Below are 19,245 nucleotides of genomic sequence, written 5' to 3'. Positions count from 1 at the left end.
CGGCCTGATCCGCTGGCCCGGCGAAAGAATCAGCCGCGGTCGAGGTCCACTCCGTGGATGCCGTTGTGGAAGCGCAATGACGGGAAGATGGCCGTGACCGTGAACCCGACGCCGGGCACGGTCCCGGCGTTGAAGATGCCACCGAACATCGCGGTGCGCTCGCGCATCTGGGTGATGCCTGCCCCGGCTACGTTCGCACTCAGCGCCTTGAGGTCGTCGTCGATCGTGTACTTCGTGCGCGCGGCGAAGTCGGCGGCGTCGGCACTGTCCCGGCGAGCCACCGCACGGATGCCGTCATCCGCGACCAGCAGCTGCAGCCCGTCCTGAGTCCACGAGATCGTGACCCGAGCCTCCGTGCCTCGTCCTCCATGAGTGAGGGTGTTGGCCAGCGCGCTCTGCAGGATACGGATGACGGCCAGCTCGGCGCCCGGCTTGAGCGGGAACCGCTCGCCTGACTCGGTGAAGACCACGGTGACGCCCGCGTCACGCATGACTCGGAACAGGTCCTTCGCCGACTGCAGGCCCGGCTGGGCGGCGGAGACAGATTCACCCTCGCGCACGATCGTCAGCACGCGGCGCATGTCGGCCAGCGCCACCCGGCCATCGTCGACCAATGCCGTCGCCACCCGCACGGCGCTGGACGGGTCGCTCTCGGCCGTGTAGCGGGCACCTTCGGCACGGGTGATCAGCCGCGCGACGGACAGCACGGCCACGTCCTGAAGATCCCGGATGATGCCGAGCCGGCCCTGTTGTTCGGCAAGAGACAGTTGCAGGTCAATGCGTAGCCGTTCGGCCGCCGTGCGGTCGAAGACCACGCGCCGGGCCCGGACAAGGGTGACCAGCCAGAGGGCGAGCAGCCCGACGACGAGCACGGCCAGAACGGTGCTCACGGTGAGCCAGGACTCCACGGATGCCGCCTTTTCTGCGACCGCGTCGCACGGAAGTGAACGGGATACAAAAAAGGCCACCAGGGGTGGAGCCCTTGGTGGCCTTTCGCTCCCCGACTTGGACTCGAACCAAGAACCTGCGCATTAACAGTGCGCTGCTCTGCCAATTGAGCTATCGAGGAATGTCGCTTGAACAGCTCTATTACTTTATCAAAAGTTGGTGATCTGCCAAATCGGCGTCAACCGTCAGTAGCCGATTTGAGGGTCAACGACCCCGACGTACCGCCCATCCGCAAGGAAGGCACCCACATTCAGGCGAATCCGCTCGGCCAGGAGCGGGGCGGTCATCTCGGGCGTGTCGGCCGAATGCGGCGTGATCAAGCACCGCGCCTCGGCCCAGAGCGGATGCCCCTGCGGCAACGGCTCCGGATCCGTCACGTCGAGGGCCGCGCCGGCGATGGTTCCTGCGGCCAGCGCTGCCACCAGAGCGTCCGTGTCGACGAGCGGGCCGCGGGCGATGTTGACGAGCACGGTCTCGGGCCGCATCAGCTCGAGTTCGGCCCGGCCGATCAGGTGGCGGGTGCCGCCCGTGAGCGCAGCCGCCACGACGACGACGTCGCTGGTCTGGAGAACGCCGGAGAGGGCGTCCGTCACCACCGTCTGAGCCGCACCGGGCACCGGCTCGGTGCTGCGGCGCACCACTGTGACGTGGGTGCCGAACGGCGCGAGCAGGCGGATCAGCTCACGGGCGATCCCACCAGCGCCGATGATGGTCACGTTGAGGCCGTAGAGCGAGCGCCCCTCGGAGAGCGTGCTCCAGCCCTCGGCCCGAGCGCGCTTCGGCAGCACCCGCAACAGCGCCAGGGTGAGAGCCAGGGCGTGTTCGGCGACGGGCTGCGCGTACGCGCCCTTCGCGCTGGTCCAGAGAAGGTCCGGGCGGTCCAGGCCGGCAAGCACCCCACTGAAGGCGTCGACGCCCGCCCAGGGGAGCTGCACCCACCCGATGCCGGGATGCGCGTGCAGGGTGGCGCGCAGCTCGTCGGCCCGGCCGTAGTCCAGCCAGATCAGTCCGCGGGTCTCGCCGGAGAGCTCCGTCACGGTTCCCCCGGCAGCCTCGACCGCCCGGGAGAAGGCCGGTTCCGGCCGCGGCAGGATGGTGATCGGACCGGGGGCCGGTCGTCGGTGCGCCGGAAGGGGCGTGACCTCGTCGGTGAGAACGGCCTGGTGTTGCACGGATTCAGTTTTCGATGACATGTTCGTCGGATTCACTCTCGTAATCGTAGTTGTCGTCGTCGTTCTCCTCGTCCGGCGCCTCCCCCATCAGAGCCGCAGCCAGGCCGGCGACATACGGATGCCACGGGTCGTCGAACACCTCGTCGATCGTGCCCAGCCCCACCAGCACGCCCTGGTGCAGCACGGCGATTCGGTCTGCGACCCGGCGAAGCACGCTGAGATCGGAACTGATCACCAGCGCCGAGAAGGCCCGCTCGCGCTGCAGCTCGCCGATCAGGTCGACCACGGCGTCCCGGACGGTGGCATCGACGCCGGCCGTCGGCTCGTCCGCGATCAGGACCGACGGCCCGAATACCAGCGCCCGGGCCAGCGCCACCCGCTGACGCTGACCATTGCTCAGCTCGTAGGGGAATTTGGTGAGCACCGACAACGGAAGCCGCACCGCGTCGACCATGGTCGCCACTTGCTCGTCGAGGATGTGCCGGTCGTAGCGCCGGTCTCGGTCGAGCACGGGCTCGGCCACGATCTCCGCCACCGTCAGAGTCGAGGGCAGCGTTTCGGCGGCATCCTGGGCGAGGTGCCCCACCCCGAAGGTGAGCCGGGCCAGCTTGCGCCGACGGATGCCGCGGAGCCGGTACCCGAGCACCGTCGCCTCTCCCCCGGTGATCTCTGGTCGAACGTCGCCGGTGCCTCCGCCGCCGTGGCTGAACGCGGCGCCCGACAGAACCCGGGCCAGCGTGCTCTTGCCCGAACCGCTCTGCCCGAGAAGTCCGAGCACCTCGCCGACCCCGACCTGCAGGGTAAGGCCACGCACGGCCGTGAATGCGCCGCTGGCACCGTGGGGCGGGTACTCGACCGTCAGGTCACTGGTGGAGATCGGACTTGTCGGACTGGTCGGACTTGTCGGTGCGGCGCCGCGGATCATGTGTCTATCCTGCCTCACGCAGCCGGCGCAGTCCCTCCCGGCGCAGGGCCTGCTCGGCCGGGTCCGGCACGGGCAAGGAGGCCAGGAGCCGCTGGGTGTAGGGATCCTTGGGTGCACCGAGAACCTCGGCGCTGGTGCCCTCCTCGACCAGTTTTCCTCGGTACAGCACCGCGATCCGGTCCGCGACGAGGTCGACGACAGCCAGGTCATGACTGATGAACAGCGCGGCAAAGCCGAACTCCCGCTGGAGTTCGGCGAACAGCTCCAGCACCCGCGCCTGCACGGAGACGTCGAGAGCGCTGGTGGGCTCGTCGGCGATCAGCAGTGGCGGCTCCAGGGCGAGCGCCCGCGCCAGGCTCGCGCGCTGGCGCTGGCCGCCGCTCAGCTCGTGCGGGTAACGGTCGCCGTAGGCACGCGGCAGCTGCACGGCCTCGAGGAGCTCGTTGACCCGCGGGCGAGCGTGGGCGGCGTTCTTCGCCCGACCGTGCACCACCAGCGGTTCAGCGACGCAGTCGGCGATGGTCAGCAGCGGGTTGAAACTCGACGCCGGGTCTTGGAAGACGAACCCGATGTCGCTGCGGAACTTCCGGAACGCACGCTCCTTGAACCCGTTCATCTCGTGGCCCATCACGGTCAGAGAGCCACCGGTCACCCGGGTCAGGCCGGCGATGGCCCGCCCGATCGTGGTCTTGCCAGAACCGCTCTCCCCCACCAGACCGAGAACCTCACCGGGCCGGATCAGGAAGCTCACGCCGTCGACGGCGGTGAAACCGGACCGGCCGAGCCGGCCGGGGTATTCGATTCGGAGCTGGTCGGCGACGACGACCGGCGCCTGCTGCTCCCAGCCGGCCGCGCGGGCCGTGGCACGGGCGGCGGCGTGCACGACCCCCTGGCCCACGTGAGGCACGGCGGCGAGCAGCTTCTTCGTGTAGTCGTTCTGCGGCGAGCGGAAGAGGGTTTGGGCATCCGCCTCTTCGACGACCTTGCCCTGGTACATCACCGCAACCCGGTCGGCGAGGTCTGCGACCACGCCCATGTTGTGGGTGATGAGCACGATCGCCGTGCCGAATTCATCGCGGCAGCGGCGCAGTAAGTCCAGGATCTCGGCCTGCACGGTCACGTCGAGCGCCGTGGTCGGCTCGTCGGCGACGATCAGGCCGGGGTCGAGCACCAGGGCCATGGCGATCACGACGCGCTGCTTCTGGCCACCGGAGAACTGGTGCGGGTAGTAGTCGACGCGGGTTTCCGCGTCGGGGATACCGACCCGCCCGAGGATCTCGATGGCCTTCTTGCGGGCTTCCTTGCGACTGAACTGGCCGTGCGCGCGGATGCCCTCCATGATTTGCCAACCCACCGTGAAGACGGGGTTCAGCGCGGTCGAGGGTTCTTGGAACACCATGGAGACGTCGGTGCCGCGAACCTGCCGCAGCTGGGCTGTGCTGAGCGCGATGACGTTGCTCTCGCTCGAGCCGTCCTTGCTGCTGAGGATGACGGCCCCGGAGGCGGTCGCCGTCTCCGGCAGCAGCCCGAGGATGGTCTTGGCGGTGACGGTCTTGCCGCTCCCGCTCTCGCCGACGATGGCCAGGACCTCGCCGGGAGCGACCCGCAGGGTGACGCCGTCAACGGCCCGAACGGCTCCGGCGTCGGTCGCGAACGAAATGCCCAGATCGGTGATGGTGAGCACGTCGGTCATGGTCGGTCCTCGAGTCCTTCGGTGGGATGGGTTGCGGTGCCTTCCAGTCCGCCGAGCCCGCCGGGGCCGGCGACGAGGGTGCCACCGGGAACGACCGAGGTCTGCGCGACGATCCCGGCCGACTGGCCGACTGCGCGGCGTCCGCGCAGGCGGGGATCGGCCAGGTCGTTGAGGCTTTCGCCGACCAGCGTAATGCCGAGCACGACGAGCACGATGGCCAGGCCGGGGAACAGTGACGTCCACCAGATGCCGCTGGTGACGTCCGAGAGGGCCTTGTTGAGGTCGTAGCCCCACTCGGAGGCGGCCGTCGGTTCAATGCCGAACCCGAGAAAGCCGAGGCCCGCGAGGGTCAGGATGGCCTCCGACGAGTTCAGGGTGAAGATCAGCGGAAGGGTGCGGGTGGCATTGCGGAACACGTGCCGGAACATGATCCGGCCGCTGCCGGCACCCAGCACGCGTGCGGATTCCACGTAGGCCTCCGCCTTGATCCGCACCGTTTCGGCGCGGATCACTCGGAAGTACTGCGGGATGAAGACCACGGTGATCGAGATCGCCGCCGCCAGCACACCGCCGATCAGGTTGGACTTGCCCCCGGAGATGACGATCGACATCACGATGGCGAGAAGCAGCGATGGGAACGCGTAGACGGCGTCGGAGACGACCACCAGGATCCGGTCGAGCCAGCCGCCGAAATAGCCCGACACCAGTCCGAGGAACACCCCGGCGAAGATCGACAGCAGGACGGCCACAATGATCACGAACAGGGCGGTCTGGGCACCCCACAGCACCCGGGAGAGCACGTCGTAGCCGCTGACGGTGGTGCCCAGCGGATGCGCGCCCCCGGGCGGCTGCTGGGCTCCGAAGGCGCCGTCGGCGTCGCGCAGTTGGCTGAAGCCGTAGGGCGCGAGCACGGGGGCGAAAATGGCGGTCAGCACAAAGAGAGTGGTGATCACCAGGCCGGCGACCAGCATCCCGCGCTGGAGTCCGATGCTCTGCCTGAGCTGGTGCACGACGGGGAGGCGGGACCAGACGCTGCGCTTCTGCCGGGCGGAGATCACGGTGGCGTCACTCATCTCAGTACCTCACTCTCGGGTCGATCAGTGCGGCGATGATATCGACGACGAAGTTGGAGAGGGCGACGATCACGGCGAGCAGGGCGACGATCCCCTGCACGGCCACGAAGTCCCGGGCCTTGAGGAACTCGGAGAGCATGAAGCCCAGGCCCTTCCATTCGAAGGTGGTCTCGGTCAGCACGGCGCCGCCGAGCAGCAGGGCGATCTGGAGGCCGATCACGGTGATGATCGGGATCAGGGCCGGCCGGTAGGCGTGCTTCCGCACCAGGCGGAACTCGCTCACCCCACGCGAGCGAGCGGCGTCGACGTAATCGGTGCCGAGGGTTCCGATCACGTTGGTGCGCACGAGGCGGAGGAAGACCCCCGCAGTGAGCAGCCCGAGCGTCAGCGCGGGGAGCACGGCATGCTCGAGAACGTCCCCGAGCACGGTCGGGTCCCCGGTCAGGATGGCGTCGATCGTGTACAGGCCGGTCTGGTTCGGCAACAGCTGCATCTGCAGCTCGGAACCGGTCGAGGCCCGCCCGGAGACGGGAAGTACGTCGAGGTAGACGGCGAAGACGAGTTTGAACAACAGCCCGGAGAAGAACACCGGCGTGGCGTAGCAGAGGATCGCGAAAACCCGGAGGAAGGCGTCCGCGGATTTGTCCCGCCAATAGGCGGCGACCATGCCCAGGGGAATCCCGACGATGAACGCGACGACGAGGGCGTAGAACACGAGCTCGAACGTGGCCAGCCCATAGGTGACCAGGATCTCGGAGACGGGACGGTTGGTGCTGATGGTCGTGCCGAAGTTGCCGGTGAACACCTGGCCCAGGTACTCGATGTACTGCACGAAGATGGGCCGGTCGTAGCCGGCGGCCTGGATGCGCTCGGCCAGCTGTTCGGGCCCGAGACGCCCGCCGAGAGCGGCCGTGATCGGGTCACCGGTCGTGCGCATCAGCCAGAAGACCATGGACACGAGGATGAAGATGGTGGGAAAGATCAGCAGAAAACGGATCAGGATGTACCGGCCGATCCCGCCGTCAGTTGCGGGACGTTTCTTGCGTCCCGTCGCGCGGGGCGACGGGGGGCGCGTGGTCACAGTGGTCATTCCTGCCTAACGATAGGACTGTGCGATTAGAACGTGACGGGGGCACCCAGCGCGCAAGCGGCTGGATGCCCCCGGGTTTCAAATTAGAAAATGCTAACCGGTTGACGAACTAACCTTTGACCAGTGCCGCGTAACGGAACTTGAACGACGCGTCGAGCGTGTCGCTGGTTCCGGTCACATCGGGGCCGGTGACGGCAACCTGGGCGCCCTGGAGCAGCGGCACGGTCGACAGCTGCGCGGCGACCTTGTCCTGGATCTCCTCGATCAGCTTCGTGCGCTCGGCGGGATCGGCGGTGACGGCCTGCTTCAGGATCAGGGCGTCGACCACCGTGTCGCTGTAGTGGTTCTTGAGGAAGCCGCCTTCGAGGAAGAACGGGGTCAGGTAGTTGTCGGCGTCAGAGTAGTCCGGGAACCAACCGAGCTGGTAGATGGGGTAGACATCCGTCGTGCGGTCCTTCGAGTACTGAACCCACTCGGTGGTCTGCAGGTCGACGGTGAAGAGGCCCGAGGCTTCCAGCTGGTCTTTGACCAGGGCGTACTCGTCGCCGGACGACGGGCCGTAGTGGTCGTTACTGTACTGGAGGTTGAGCTTTACCGGACCGGTCACGCCGGCGGCCTTGAGGGTTGCCGCGGCCTTGTCGACGTCGGGGGCACCCTCACCGTCGCCGTAGAGGCCCTTGAGGGACTCGGTGGCACCGGTCAGTCCGGCGGGAACGTAGGAGTACACCGGGGTGTACGTGCCCTTGTAGACCTGCTCGGCGATTTCGTCGCGGTCGACCAGGTCGGCCACGGCCTGGCGCACGGCAAGGGCCTTGGCCGGGTCGGCCTCGGCGGTCTTGGCGCCGAACGGCTGGGTGTCGAAGTTGAAGACGATGTAGCGGAGTTCGCCGCCGGGTCCGTCGACGACCTTGACCTTATCGTTGCCGCGCAGGTCCTCGATGTCGGTGGCCGACAGGCTACGGAACGCCACGTCGATATCACCCTGCTGCACTTCGAGCTTCAGATTGGAGGCGTCGGCGTAGTACTTCACGTTGACGACGTCGGTCTTGGCCGCGCCCAGGAGACCCTCGTAGTCCGGGTTGGCCTTGTAGCCGACCAGGTTGTTGAAGTCGTAGCTGGTGATGACGTACTGGCCGGCGAACGCGTTGGCGTCGACGATGTCCTGGTCCGGCGTGAGCTTCGTGGCCGAGAAGGTGTCCTCGTCGACGATGGGGCCAGCCGGGCTGGACAGGATCTGCGGGAAGATCTGGTCGTCCGCCTGCTTGAGGGTGAAGACAACCGTGGTGTCATCGGGGGCCGCGACGCTGTCCAGGTTGTAGAGCAGCGAGGAGGGGCCGTTGTCGTCCGCGATCGCCAGCTGGCGGTCGAAGGTGAACTTGACGTCGGAGGAGGTGAGTTCGTTGCCGTTGGCCCACTTCAGACCGGGCTTGAGGGTGACCGTGTACTCGTTGGGGCTGGTGAACGCGGCGGCCGTGGCGATGTCGGGCTCGACGTCCGGACTGCCGTAGGGCGTGTTCATCAAGAATGGGAAGACCTGGTTCTGCACCGCGAACGAGCCGTTGTCGTAGGAACCGGCCGGGTCGAGCGACGTGATCTTGTCGGTCGTGCCGATCGTGATGGCTTCGCCACCCGAGCTGGTCTCGTCGTCGGTTCCGCCGGCGGAGCAGCCCGCCAGGGTCAACGCGGCGACCGCGACAACCGCGGCGGCACTGAGCCCTCTCGCGCGTGAAGTGGATGAGAATGCCATAGCCGTGAGCCTCTTCCTCTAGAAAACCGATGCCGGGCGCAGGAATCGTGCACGGCCAGCATTGCTGTAGGAAAAGAAATAGCACAGAATGCGCGGTGTCCCGGCGCAATACGATGCATCTTTATCGAGCTGCAACCAAGGAGGAGCCGGGCGAGACGAGCCCGGTCTAATCCTCCCGGAGGTTGCGGCGCTCGGCCTCGACTCGCACCAGCTCCCGCTGGAGTGCCACATAGACGTCGCGATTGGTCGCATCCGCGCGCTGGAGCCGACCGAGCAGTTCGGCTTTCTGGCGAAGCAGGTCCCGGTCGATCAGGGCCACGGTGATGTCGCGCACGTAGCGGCCGATTTCGCGTTCGGACCGTTCGGGCAGGGAAGCCATCGCCAACTCCTTGACCAGGTTTTCCAGCGTGGCCGGGACCTCGGCGACGATGCGGTCGAGCCAGTCGACGGCGTCGTGGTGGGGCGCGGTGGCCGCGATGGCGTCGCGCACCACTGCCAGGGAGGTGTTCACGAAGTTCGTGGCCGCGGCGCGCTGGATCAGATCCACCCCGACGACGGTAGGGCGCTGCAGCATGGCCATCAGGCCGTCGCGTTCCAGCCGGGTGACGGGGTCGGTCGCCAGGTCGATCATGGAGAACGGCTGCTCCCGGGGCACCGGCTCGTTCTCCCCCGGCCGAGCTCCCGGAGTGGCCGTACCGATGCTCCGGGAGCGCGACAGGGCGGCGGAGACGGCCTTGCCGACCTCGCCGAGCTCCATGCCGAGCATGCGCGCCAGCTCGTGCGTGTAACCGGGTCGCAGGGTCGGGTCACGGATGTCGCCGACGATCGGCGCCGCGGCGCGAAGCGCGGCGACGCGACCCTCCACCGTGTCGAGGTTGTATTGGCCGAGCAACTGCCGGATCATGAATTCGAACATGGGCTTTTTCGAGTCGATCAGTCGGCGCACGGCGTCATCGCCGCGGTGCAGTCGCAGGTCGCACGGGTCCAGTCCCTCGGGCGCGACGGCCACATACGTCTGGGCGGAGAAACGCTGCTCCTCGCTGAATGCGCGCACGGCGGCCTTCTGGCCGGCGGCATCCGGATCGAACGTGAACACGACCTCGCCGACCCCGCTGTCGTCGCCGAGCACGCGACGCAGCACCTTGATGTGATCGACCCCGAAGGATGTGCCGCAGGTGGCGACCGCGGTCGTCACCCCGGCAAGGTGGCAGGCCATGACGTCGGTGTATCCCTCCACGACGACGACCTGGTGGCCTCGGGAAATGTCGCGTTTGGCGAGGTCAAGCCCGTAGAGCACCTGGGACTTGTGGTAGATCGGCGTTTCGGGGGTATTCAGATATTTGGGTCCCTTGTCGTCGTCGAGGAGCCGACGCGCCCCGAAGCCGATGGTCTGCCCGGTGATGTCCCGGATCGGCCAGACCAGGCGGCCGCGGAACCGGTCGTACACGCCGCGGTCGCCGCTGGAAACGAGACCGGACAGCGTGAGTTCCTCGGTGGAGAACCCCCTGGCGCGCAGGTGGTTGGTGAGCTCGTCCCAGCTTTTCGGGGCGAAGCCGACCCCGAACCGGGCGGCCGCGAGGGAGTCGAAGCCGCGTTCGCCGAGGAAGGTACGCCCGACCAGGGCGCCGGGGCTGCCGAGGCGTTCCACGAAGAAGTCGGCCGCGGCCTGGTTGGCGGCGTACAGGCGGGCCCGATTGGTGTGGTCGGGAGCCTCGCCGGCGCCGCCCTCGTAGTGCAACTCGATACCGACCCGGCCGGCGAGCCGTTCGACGGCCTCACTGAAACTGACGTGGTCCATTTTCTGCAGAAAGGAGTAGACGTCGCCGCTCTCGCCGCAACCGAAGCAGTGGTAGAAACCGACCTGTGGGCGCACGTGGAAGCTTGGGCTGCGCTCGTCGTGAAAGGGGCACAGCCCCTTCATCGATCCCACGCCGGCGGACTTGAGACTCACGTAGTCGCCGACGATGTCGGCGATGTTGGTGCGGGACTTGACCTCTTCGATGTCGTTTTGTCGAATCAGGCCTGCCATAGCTGAATGTTAGTCCTGCCCGTGTCGGTGTTCGGTGTAGTGTCGTCGTTCTGTGCGGTGCTGCCCGTGCTGTCCGTGCTGTTGTTCGCGCGGGTCAGTGCTTTACCAGGCGTTCGTACCAGGCCAGCGCGGACTGGTCGGTAAGGCTGGCGACCTGGTCGACGACGACGCGTTTGCGGGCTGCGGCGTCGGCGGCTGCGTGCCAGTCCTCCCGGTATCCCGCGTCGAGGTGTTCGTCCCCCGTCGCGTGCAGCGTGCGCGCCAACAGGGTGAGCACCTGCCTCTGCTCCACATAGATGGGCTTGCGGGTCTGTCGCGTCATCACGAAGGTCGCCACGATGCCCTTGAGCACGGCGATCTCCGCCTCGACCTCCCGCGGCACGACCACGTGGGCGCCGAACCGAATCAGGTCGCCCCCCGGGTTGGCGTCGCGGGTGGCGCGCACGGCGGCACCGCTGAAGCGGCCGATCAGCTGGCTGGTCAAGTTCTTCAGCAGGCCTTGGTCGCGGCGGCTGCCCGACCAGGTCTCAAGCCAGGCGTTGAGCGAGTCCAGCCGGTCGAAGGCGTCGGCCAGGTCCTCCTCGGAGAGACCATCGCCGGTCCACTCGGTCATCGTGGCCAGAAGCGACTCGTGGTTGGTCCGGCTGCCGAGCTGGCCGACGTCGATGTAGCCGTTGACGACGGCGTCCTCGAAGTCGTGCACGGAATACGCGATGTCGTCGGAGAGGTCCATCACCTGCGCCTCGATGCAGCGCCGGCGCTCCGCGGCGCCGGAGCGCATCCACTCGAAGGCCTCCCTGTCGTCCGGGTAGAAGCCGTACTTGGCGCGGCCGCTCGGATCGGCGACCGACGAGTCGGCCGGCCAAGGGTATTTGCAGCTCGCGTCGAGGCTCGCCCGGGTGAGATTGAGCCCATAGCTGCGGCCGTGACGGCCGAAGACCTTGGGTTCGAGTCGGGTGAGCAGGCGGAGCGTCTGCGCGTTACCCTCGAAGCCGCCGATGTCTGCGGACCAGGTGTTGAGGGCCTTCTCGCCGTTGTGGCCGAAGGGCGGATGGCCGATGTCGTGCGCCAGGCAGGCGGTGTCGACGATGTCCGGGTCGAGGCCCAGCCGCAGAGCGAGTTCGCGCCCGACCTGGGCGACCTCGAGAGAATGGGTGAGTCGGTTGCGCGCGAAATCGAGACCGGCGGCCGGGCTCAGCACCTGGGTCTTCGCGGCCAACCGGCGCAGAGCGCTCGAGTGCAAAAGCCGGGCCCGGTCGCGAGCGAAATCGCTGCGCCTGGAGCCGTGCTCCTCAGGCAGCCAGCGTTCCTCGTCGTGCCTGCTGTATCCGGTCTCATTAGCCACCGCTTGTGTCCCCTTCACCTTCGGTCAGATTGGCGCGTTCCGCCGACACCAGCTCCTGGGAGTCGAGCCAGTGTTCAGGAAGTGAGGTTTTCTTCGGGCTGCCGGCCCGACCCCGGGGCCCCTCGGCGCCCTCGCCGGGGTAGTCCTGATCGCCGTCGAGGGTGCCCAGCAGATCGTCGAGCTGCGCGAGCGAGACGACCGAGGCCAGGCTCGCCCGCAGGTCGCCGCCGACCGGGTAGCCCTTGAAATACCAGGCCACATGCTTGCGGATGTCCCGGCAGGCTCGCTCCTCGCTCTCGAAGAATTCGGTCAAGAGCACCGCGTGGCGGCGGAAGGCGTCGGCGACCTGGCCCAGGTTGGGCTGGATCCTGGCAGCCGCCGCGCCGAACTCGCCGCCGCGGAAAGCCGCGGCGAGGTCACCAAACAGCCAGGGGCGGCCCAGGCAGCCGCGCCCGACGACGACGCCGTCACAGCCGGTCTCCGCGACCATGCGCAGGGCGTCCTCGGCGGACCAGATGTCACCGTTGCCGAGCACGGGCACGCTGGTGACGGTTTTCTTGAGGGTCGCGATGGCGGACCAGTCGGCCTGGCCGGAGTAGTACTCGGCGGCCGTGCGGGCATGCAGGGCGATGGCCGCGACACCGGCGCCCTCGGCCGCCTTGCCAGCCTCCAGATAGGTCAGATGATCGGAGTCGATGCCCTTGCGCATCTTGACGGTAACCGGCACGTCACCGGCCGCGGTGACGGCACCCTCGACGATCTGACGGAAGAGCCCGAGCTTCCAGGGCAGGGCGGCGCCGCCGCCCTTGCGGGTGACCTTGGGAACCGGGCAGCCGAAGTTGAGGTCGATGTGGTCGGCCCGGTCCTCGGCCACAAGCAGGGTGACCGCCTCGGCGACGGTCTTCGGGTCCACGCCGTACAGCTGGATTGAGCGGGTCTTTTCGCTCTCGTGATGGTTGATCAGTCGCATCGACTCCGGCGTGCGTTCGACCAGCGCACGAGAGGTTATCATCTCGCTGACATATAGGCCTGCGCCGTATTCACGGCACAGACGACGAAACGCCGTGTTGGTAATCCCTGCCATGGGCGCGAGAACGACGGGCACGTCGAGCGTGAGCGGGCCGATCGTGAGGTTCGCCGGGCTGGTCTGGGTTACGGAAGTCATCCGTTCAATTCTCCCCCACGCCGGGACGCCTACCTGACGACCCGGCTAGACGCCGCAGGAGCCGCCGCCGCAGCATCCGCCGGCCGCGGCTTGGCCGAGAAGTTCGATCGTGGGAACGGACGCGGCCTCGGCGGGGGCGACCGGGGCGGTGGTATCTGGTGCGTCGCTCATTTGTTCTTCTCCTCGGATTTTTCGGTGCGCGCCTGGCGGAGGGCCTGGGCGAAGGTGTCGGGGTCCTGGGCGCCGGAGATCCCGTATTTGCCGTCGATGACGAAGAAGGGCACCCCCTGGATGCCGTAGGCGTTGGCCTGAGCGACGTCGGCCTTGACATCCGCGAGGAAGTCGTGGGCGGTCAGGGCGCGGATGACGTCGTCACGGTCCAGGCCGATTTCGGCGGCGAGGTCTGCGAGGTCGGCGATCCGGCCGACGTGGCGGCCGTCGACGAAGTAGGCCTTAAGCAGTCGTTCTTTCATGTCGAGCTGGCGGCCGTGCGCCTTCGCGTAGTGCAGCAGCTCGTGCGAGATGACAGTGTTGGTCTGATGCACGGAGTCGTAGTCGTAGTGCAGCCCGACGCTCTCGGCAATGCCGGTGACGCGCTCGAGCATCTGCTCGACCTCGGCGACCGGCAGGCCCTTGCGCTGACTGAGATAGTCGACGGGGCTGCCATCGAAGTCGACCGGGGTATCCGGGGCGAGTTCAAAGCTGTGATATTCGACCTCGACGTTCCCGTCGAACAGGGCCGCCCCGGCCTCGAACTTGCGCTTTCCGATGTAGCACCAGGGGCACTGAACGTCGGACCAGATGTCTACTTTGATGGCTTCACTCACTGTGAGGTCAACCGATGGAGCCCCACGTTGTATTCCCGGCCTAGACGGTCGGCGCGTCCACGGCGCCGCCGTAGCGGCGGTTACGGGCCGCGTAGAGCTCGATCGCCCGCCACAGGTCCCCACGGCCGAAGTCCGGCCAGAGGGTGTCCAAAAACACCATCTCCGCGTAGGCGCTCTGCCAGAGCAGAAAGTTGCTGGTGCGCTGCTCCCCCGAACTGCGCAGGAACAGGTCCACGTCGGGGAGGTCCGCGGTGTACAGGTACCGCTGGATCGACTTCTCGGTGATCCCGGCGGGCTTCAGCCTGCCTGCGGCCACGTCCTCAGCCAAGGCGCGCACGGCATCCGCGATCTCGGTGCGCCCGCCGTAGTTCACGCACATGGTGAGGGTGAGCACGTCGTTCCCGGTGGTCAGCCGTTCGGCGAACTGCAGTTCCTTGATGACGGATGCCCACAGCCGGGGCTTGCGTCCGGCCCACCGCACGCGCACCCCCCATTCGTTGAGCTGATCGCGCCGGCGGTGCAGGACGTCCCGGTTGAATCCCATCAGGAAGCGAACCTCGTCGGGTGACCGCTTCCAGTTCTCGGTGGAGAACGCGTAGACGCTCAGGTGTTTGACGCCGATCTGGATGGCCCCGGCGACGACGTCGAGAAGCGCGGCCTCCCCCGCCTTGTGGCCTTCCACCCGAGGCAGCCCGCGCGCGTTCGCCCACCGGCCGTTGCCGTCCATCACGACCGCCACGTGCTCGGGAACGGCCTGCTTCGGCAGGGCGGGCGGGTACAGGCCCGTCCAGTCCAAGGGTTTGAACGGCACCGCATCCTTGTGGGTCAGGGGCTTCTGGCCGAAGGGATTGAGGAAGGGCGCAGGGGTCATCGACTCACGTGTTCCAACGATCGAAGGCCGCGCCCGAGGTGCCACTGCGTGTAGGCGGCGACAACCCCGGTGGCCTGGGCTCTGGTCTGGGGAGGGGTGGATTTGGTGTGCTCCCAGTCGCCGGTCAGGAGGGAGCCGAGCAGGGTGATGGTGGCCGGATCGAGCCTCGGCGAACCAGGGGCTGCGCAATCGTCGCAGACGATCCCGCCAGCCTGCACAACCATCGCTGAGTGGGCTCCCCGGGCTCCGCACCGTGCGCAGTCCTGGAAACTGGGTGCCCAGCCGGCCATCGACAGTGCTCGGAGCAGATAGGAGTCGAGGGTGAGGCCGGCGCCGTGCTCACGGCGGGAGAGCGACCGGAGGGCACCCACGAGCAGCAGGTACTGCTGCAGCGAACCCTCCGCCTCGGTGAGTTTGTCGGCGGTTTCGACCATGGCGCTGGCCGCCGTGTAGCTCGGGTAGTCGGCCGTGATCAGGGCTCCGTAAGAAGCGATGGACTCCGCCTGCGTGATGACGTCGAGGCTCCGCCCCTCCCAAAGCTGCACGTCGGCGACCATGAACGGTTCGAGCCGGGCCCCGAATTTCGACGCGGTGCGGCGCACACCCTTGGCTACCGCGCGCACCTTCCCGTGCTGGCGCGTGAGCATGGTGACGATGCGGTCGGCTTCGCCCAGTTTCTGGGTGCGCAGCACGACGACATCATCACGGTAGACAGGCACCCCTGAATTCTCCCACCTGGCGGGAGCGCGGGGTCGTCAAGCGCGCCGATACCCACCGTTTCAGTGGTTTCATTAGGGGTGCCCTCCACCTCATTCTTCATCCCGCTCTGGCTCGACCTCACGGCCGTGGCCATCGGAGCCGTGCAGGGCGCCATGTTCGCCGGTCGCTTCACCGACCGCCGCTTCGACCTGCTCGGCATCGCGCTGATCGGCGTCACCGTGGGGCTCGGCGGCGGTTTGCTCCGCGATATCCTGCTGGGCGGCGTGCCGGCCGCGCTGCAGAGTAACTGGTACCTGCCGGTGTGCGCGGGGGCGGCTCTGCTCGGCATGCTGCTGCAGAGCCTGTTCAACCGGCTCGGCCCGTTCATCATCGCCCTCGACGCCGTGACCATCGGGCTGTTCGGCGCCCTCGGCACGAGCAAGGCACTCGCCGTCGGCCTGCCGGAGATCCCCGCCCTGTTCGTCGGGGTCGTCACGGCGGTGGGTGGGTCGGCCCTGCGGGACATGATGCTGAACGTGCCGATCGCCGTGATGCACGTCGGCTCGTTCTACGCCGTCGCGGCCGGGGTCGGCAGCGGCCTGCTCGTGGTGCTCTTCATGCTGCAGGTGCCCATCACCATCGCCGGGATCGCCTGCGTCGTGGTGACGACGGTCATCCGGATCCTCGCTGCGCGGTACGGCTGGAGCCTGCCGCAGCAGCGCGCGATCGGCAGTTGGCCCCGGTGGCGGCGCGACAATATCGTCGCCTTCCGGCGGCGCAGGAACCGCGGGGCCTGAGGCCCCGAACGGGCCCGAAACTGGTCCACAAACGACGGATTCCGCTCTCGCCTTTCATTGCGTCCCGGGTCAGACTGGTAAGAAGATCTCACGTCGTTTGGAGGAACCTCATGAACATGATGAAGGGCAACGTGCCCGATTCGATGCCGGATTTGATGCCGGTCCTGTCCCGAGGCAAGCACAGAAACCCACGTTCCGGCGCCTGTTTCATGGAGTTCGCCTCTTATCTCGCCGGAGTGGCCTGGAGTGATCACCCTGCCTGCACTCATCCGTTACTCGCTTCCGTCGCTCGGATGGTGAACGACTGCACGTCGGACACCGCCCGGGCCCGGCTGGTCCCGCTGATCCCGTCGGTGATCGGTCTGCGCGGGGACAACGCACGGGTGCGCTTGCTGATCGCTCTGCGGGCGGCCACATCCGCGCTCCCGGTCACGAGTGCAGACCACCAACGGGCCCTTGCCGTGGGGATCCTCAACTGCGCACGGTACCTGACCGAGGCCAACGGCACCATTCCCGACGACGTCGCCCTGCGCATCCGCAATTCGTTTGACGCGGCACCGGCGACCGAACGGTGGGCGCGAGACTTCATCGCCTCGATGGGATCCTGGTCTCGGAGCAAGTTCACGGACCGCACGGCGGAGACCATCATCCGGGTGTCCGTGCAGGGCATCGCGGAAGCGTGCGTTCCCGACCCGGACGGCCAGCTCTACGACCTGCTCGCCGGCGCGATCGACGACTGCACGATGGTGCTGACCCCTGCGCCCAAGGCACGACCGGCCAGGGCGACTGCCAACCCGACTCACGTCGCTCCGACGCACCGGGCGAAGACGAAGGACACGGCGCGGGTCTAGAGCCGGACTGACAGCACGCAGCCGAGAACCATCGCTCCGGCCGAGCGCCTCCCCCGGGGAAGGCACTCGGCCGGGCTGACGATTTTCTGCTCACGCGCCGACTGAGTTCACGTGCCGGCTGAGTTCACGTGCCGGCTGAGGCTACCCGGGGTCAGGCGGTCGCGTCCGCCAGAGACCGCTTGCCGGCCTCGGCGCGGATGCCGCGGTTGACCGCCGACACCACCGACTTGAGCGAGGCGGTCGAGATGTCCGCGTCGATGCCGACGCCCCAGAACCGCGTGCCGTTGACGTCGAGTTCGACGTAGGCCGCGGCGAGGGCGTCGCCGCCTGCCGACATGGCGTGCTCGACGAAGTCGTAGAGGGTGATGGCGATGCCGCGTTCGGCCATCACGCCGAGGAACGCCGCGATCGGGCCGTTGCCCGCGCCGACCGCGCTGGACACGGTCGTGTCGTCGCGCAGGTCAACGGACAGTTCGACCGAACCGGAGAGGTCGCTCGAGGTGCGCGTGGCGTGCAGCTCGAACCGACCCCACTTGGCGTCGGGCGTGGTGTGGCTGGCCGGCAGGTACTCGTCGTTGAAGATCTCCCAGATCTGCTCACTGGTGACCTCGCCGCCCTCCTGGTCGGTCTTGGACTGCACGACGCCGGAGAATTCGATCTGCAGCTTGCGCGGCAGGTCCAGGGCGTGGTCGGTCTTGAGCAGGTAGGCCACGCCGCCCTTGCCGGACTGGGAGTTGACCCGGATCACGGCTTCGTAGCTGCGTCCGAGGTCCTTCGGGTCGATCGGCAGGTATGGGACCGCCCAGAGCAGGTCGTCGACGCCGCAGTCCTGCGTGGCGGCATCCACTGCCATGGCCTCGAAGCCCTTCTTGATGGCGTCCTGGTGCGAGCCGCTGAACGCGGTGAAGACCAGGTCGCCGGCCCAGGGGCTGCGCTCGGGCACAGGCAGCTGGTTGCAGTACTCCGCGGTGCGCTTGACCTCGTCGATGTTGCTGAAGTCGATCTGCGGGTCGATGCCCTGGGTGAACAGGTTGACGCCCAACGCCACCAGGTCGACGTTGCCCGTGCGCTCCCCGTTGCCGAACAGGCAGCCTTCGATGCGGTCGGCCCCGGCCAGGTAGCCCAATTCCGCGGCCGCGATGGCTGTGCCGCGGTCGTTGTGCGGGTGCAGGGAGATGAGCACGTTCTCGCGGTGGGCGAGGTGGCGGGACATCCACTCGATGGAGTCGGCGTAGACGTTGGGTGTGGCCATCTCGACGGTCGCGGGCAGGTTGATGATGACCTTGCGCTCCGGCGTGGGCTCGAGGACCTCCAGCACCTGGTTGCAGACGTCGACGGCGAATCCCAGCTCGGTACCGGTGTAGCTCTCCGGGGAGTACTCGTAGTAGACCGTGGTGCCGGGGACGGATGCCTCGGCGGCGCGGCAGAGACGCGCGCCGGCCAACGCGATGTCGATGATGCCCTGCTTGTCTTCGCGGAACACGACCTTGCGCTGCAGCACGCTGGTGGAGTTGTAGAGGTGGACGATGGCCTGCCTGGCGCCCGCGATCGACTCGTAGGTGCGCCGGATCAGGTGCTCGCGCGCCTGGGTGAGCACCTGGATGGTCACGTCGTCTGGAATGGCATTTCCGTCGATCAGGCTGCGCACGAAGTCGAAGTCGGTCTGGCTGGCCGACGGGAAGCCGACCTCGATCTCCTTGTAGCCCATCCGCACGAGCATGTCGAACATGATGCGCTTGCGCTCGGGGCTCATCGGATCGATCAGCGCCTGGTTGCCATCCCGCAGGTCGACGGCGCACCAGCGCGGGGCCGCGGTGATGTGCTTGTCCGGCCAGGTGCGGTCGGGCAGCTCGATCGTGAACTGCTCCTGATACGGGCGGTACTTGTGAATCGGCATCTGGGATGCGGTCTGATTGTTTTTCATGATCTGGGATCTCCTCGCGAATGGTGGGTAGCCAACGACGAACTCCGCGACGAGGGAGGCCTCAGATTAGGACTCGTCGCGGCAGCGAA

General features: G+C 67.4%; 17 protein-coding genes and 1 tRNA gene. 2 read left to right on the top strand and 16 right to left on the bottom strand.

Annotated features, from left to right (window positions below; all coding sequences use genetic code 11):
• Positions 1-29 precede the first annotated feature (29 nt).
• The 15 genes from E3O28_RS04100 to recO all read right to left on the bottom strand — a co-directional run bounded on the left by E3O28_RS04100 (position 30) and on the right by recO (position 15,604).
• Positions 30-908 (bottom strand): ATP-binding protein, encoded by an 879-nt coding sequence (locus tag E3O28_RS04100; protein ID WP_134343382.1) that lies wholly within the window; start codon positions 906-908, stop codon positions 30-32.
• Between the two features lie 88 nt (positions 909-996).
• Positions 997-1,069, bottom strand: a tRNA-Asn gene (locus tag E3O28_RS04095).
• 64 nt (positions 1,070-1,133) lie between these two features.
• Positions 1,134-2,141 carry a D-isomer specific 2-hydroxyacid dehydrogenase family protein gene (locus E3O28_RS04090; protein ID WP_134415241.1) on the bottom strand — a complete coding sequence of 336 codons (1,008 nt, stop codon included), beginning with the start codon at positions 2,139-2,141 and terminating at the stop codon, positions 1,134-1,136.
• A complete protein-coding gene (locus tag E3O28_RS04085; RefSeq protein WP_134415240.1) occupies positions 2,125-3,045 on the bottom strand; it encodes an ATP-binding cassette domain-containing protein in 921 nt (306 codons plus the stop codon). Before E3O28_RS04085 ends, E3O28_RS04090 begins: the two co-directional genes overlap by 17 nt.
• 4 nt (positions 3,046-3,049) lie before the next feature.
• Positions 3,050-4,738 (bottom strand): ABC transporter ATP-binding protein, encoded by a 1,689-nt coding sequence (locus E3O28_RS04080; protein WP_104099980.1) that lies wholly within the window; start codon positions 4,736-4,738, stop codon positions 3,050-3,052.
• Entirely contained in the window at positions 4,735-5,811 is a 1,077-nt protein-coding gene (locus tag E3O28_RS04075; protein ID WP_104099981.1) for an ABC transporter permease, read from the bottom strand. The genes E3O28_RS04080 and E3O28_RS04075 overlap by 4 nt, the downstream gene beginning before the upstream one ends.
• 1 nt (position 5,812) lies before the next feature.
• Entirely contained in the window at positions 5,813-6,892 is a 1,080-nt protein-coding gene (locus E3O28_RS04070; RefSeq protein ID WP_233194008.1) for an ABC transporter permease, read from the bottom strand.
• A 118-nt stretch (positions 6,893-7,010) separates the two neighbouring features.
• Positions 7,011-8,648, bottom strand: a complete 1,638-nt coding sequence (locus tag E3O28_RS04065) for an ABC transporter substrate-binding protein (protein ID WP_134343379.1) — start codon at positions 8,646-8,648, stop codon at positions 7,011-7,013.
• A gap of 166 nt (positions 8,649-8,814) precedes the next feature.
• Positions 8,815-10,677 carry a DNA primase gene (gene dnaG, locus E3O28_RS04060; RefSeq protein ID WP_134415239.1) on the bottom strand — a complete coding sequence of 621 codons (1,863 nt, stop codon included), beginning with the start codon at positions 10,675-10,677 and terminating at the stop codon, positions 8,815-8,817.
• A gap of 94 nt (positions 10,678-10,771) precedes the next feature.
• Positions 10,772-12,022, bottom strand: a complete 1,251-nt coding sequence (locus E3O28_RS04055) for a deoxyguanosinetriphosphate triphosphohydrolase (protein ID WP_174721875.1) — start codon at positions 12,020-12,022, stop codon at positions 10,772-10,774.
• Complete coding sequence (gene dusB, locus E3O28_RS04050; protein ID WP_104099986.1) at positions 12,015-13,187, bottom strand: tRNA dihydrouridine synthase DusB; 1,173 nt, start codon at positions 13,185-13,187, stop codon at positions 12,015-12,017. The genes E3O28_RS04055 and dusB overlap by 8 nt, the downstream gene beginning before the upstream one ends.
• A 45-nt stretch (positions 13,188-13,232) precedes the next feature.
• A complete protein-coding gene (locus E3O28_RS17185; RefSeq protein ID WP_255409015.1) occupies positions 13,233-13,358 on the bottom strand; it encodes a hypothetical protein in 126 nt (41 codons plus the stop codon).
• Complete coding sequence (locus E3O28_RS04045; RefSeq protein ID WP_134415238.1) at positions 13,355-14,014, bottom strand: DsbA family oxidoreductase; 660 nt, start codon at positions 14,012-14,014, stop codon at positions 13,355-13,357. The genes E3O28_RS17185 and E3O28_RS04045 overlap by 4 nt, the downstream gene beginning before the upstream one ends.
• Positions 14,015-14,054: 40 nt before the next feature.
• The gene (locus tag E3O28_RS04040; RefSeq protein ID WP_104099988.1) at positions 14,055-14,885 is read right to left on the bottom strand and encodes an isoprenyl transferase; all 831 of its coding nucleotides are present in this window, start codon (positions 14,883-14,885) and stop codon (positions 14,055-14,057) included.
• Entirely contained in the window at positions 14,882-15,604 is a 723-nt protein-coding gene (recO, locus tag E3O28_RS04035) for a DNA repair protein RecO (RefSeq protein WP_104099989.1), read from the bottom strand. Before recO ends, E3O28_RS04040 begins: the two co-directional genes overlap by 4 nt.
• A 78-nt stretch (positions 15,605-15,682) precedes the next feature.
• On the opposite strand from recO, the gene E3O28_RS04030 reads away from it, so the two are divergent.
• Together E3O28_RS04030 and E3O28_RS04025 are read left to right on the top strand one after the other, a co-directional pair.
• Entirely contained in the window at positions 15,683-16,381 is a 699-nt protein-coding gene (locus tag E3O28_RS04030) for a TRIC cation channel family protein (RefSeq protein WP_233191248.1), read from the top strand.
• 293 nt (positions 16,382-16,674) lie between these two features.
• Positions 16,675-17,232: a hypothetical protein gene (locus E3O28_RS04025; protein WP_174721874.1), complete on the top strand. Its 558-nt coding sequence runs from the start codon at positions 16,675-16,677 to the stop codon at positions 17,230-17,232.
• 151 nt (positions 17,233-17,383) lie between these two features.
• Here the strand turns inward: E3O28_RS04025 and leuA are convergent, their stop codons facing one another.
• Positions 17,384-19,156: a 2-isopropylmalate synthase gene (leuA, locus tag E3O28_RS04020; protein ID WP_134401608.1), complete on the bottom strand. Its 1,773-nt coding sequence runs from the start codon at positions 19,154-19,156 to the stop codon at positions 17,384-17,386.
• Positions 19,157-19,245 lie beyond the last annotated feature (89 nt).

This window comes from Cryobacterium sp. TMT2-14 (assembly GCF_004402465.1).
Taxonomy (GTDB): domain Bacteria; phylum Actinomycetota; class Actinomycetes; order Actinomycetales; family Microbacteriaceae; genus Cryobacterium; species Cryobacterium sandaracinum.
Note: the sequence above shows the minus strand (reverse complement) of the source record. Positions and strands in the feature narration are given on the sequence as shown.

Excerpts from the sequence above, each read along its gene's own strand:
- E3O28_RS04065 (WP_134343379.1), bottom strand. The coding sequence starts at position 8,648 with ATGGCATTCTCATCCACTTCACGCGCGAGAGGGCTCAGTGCCGCCGCG.
- dnaG (WP_134415239.1), bottom strand. The coding sequence starts at position 10,677 with ATGGCAGGCCTGATTCGACAAAACGACATCGAAGAGGTCAAGTCCCGC.
- leuA (WP_134401608.1), bottom strand. The coding sequence starts at position 19,156 with ATGAAAAACAATCAGACCGCATCCCAGATGCCGATTCACAAGTACCGC.
- E3O28_RS04080 (WP_104099980.1), bottom strand. The coding sequence starts at position 4,738 with ATGACCGACGTGCTCACCATCACCGATCTGGGCATTTCGTTCGCGACC.
- E3O28_RS04090 (WP_134415241.1), bottom strand. The coding sequence starts at position 2,141 with ATGTCATCGAAAACTGAATCCGTGCAACACCAGGCCGTTCTCACCGAC.
- dusB (WP_104099986.1), bottom strand. The coding sequence starts at position 13,187 with ATGACTTCCGTAACCCAGACCAGCCCGGCGAACCTCACGATCGGCCCG.
- E3O28_RS04025 (WP_174721874.1), top strand. The coding sequence starts at position 16,675 with ATGGTGAACGACTGCACGTCGGACACCGCCCGGGCCCGGCTGGTCCCG.
- E3O28_RS04040 (WP_104099988.1), bottom strand. The coding sequence starts at position 14,885 with ATGACCCCTGCGCCCTTCCTCAATCCCTTCGGCCAGAAGCCCCTGACC.
- E3O28_RS17185 (WP_255409015.1), bottom strand. The coding sequence starts at position 13,358 with ATGAGCGACGCACCAGATACCACCGCCCCGGTCGCCCCCGCCGAGGCC.
- E3O28_RS04085 (WP_134415240.1), bottom strand. The coding sequence starts at position 3,045 with ATGATCCGCGGCGCCGCACCGACAAGTCCGACCAGTCCGACAAGTCCG.
- E3O28_RS04075 (WP_104099981.1), bottom strand. The coding sequence starts at position 5,811 with ATGAGTGACGCCACCGTGATCTCCGCCCGGCAGAAGCGCAGCGTCTGG.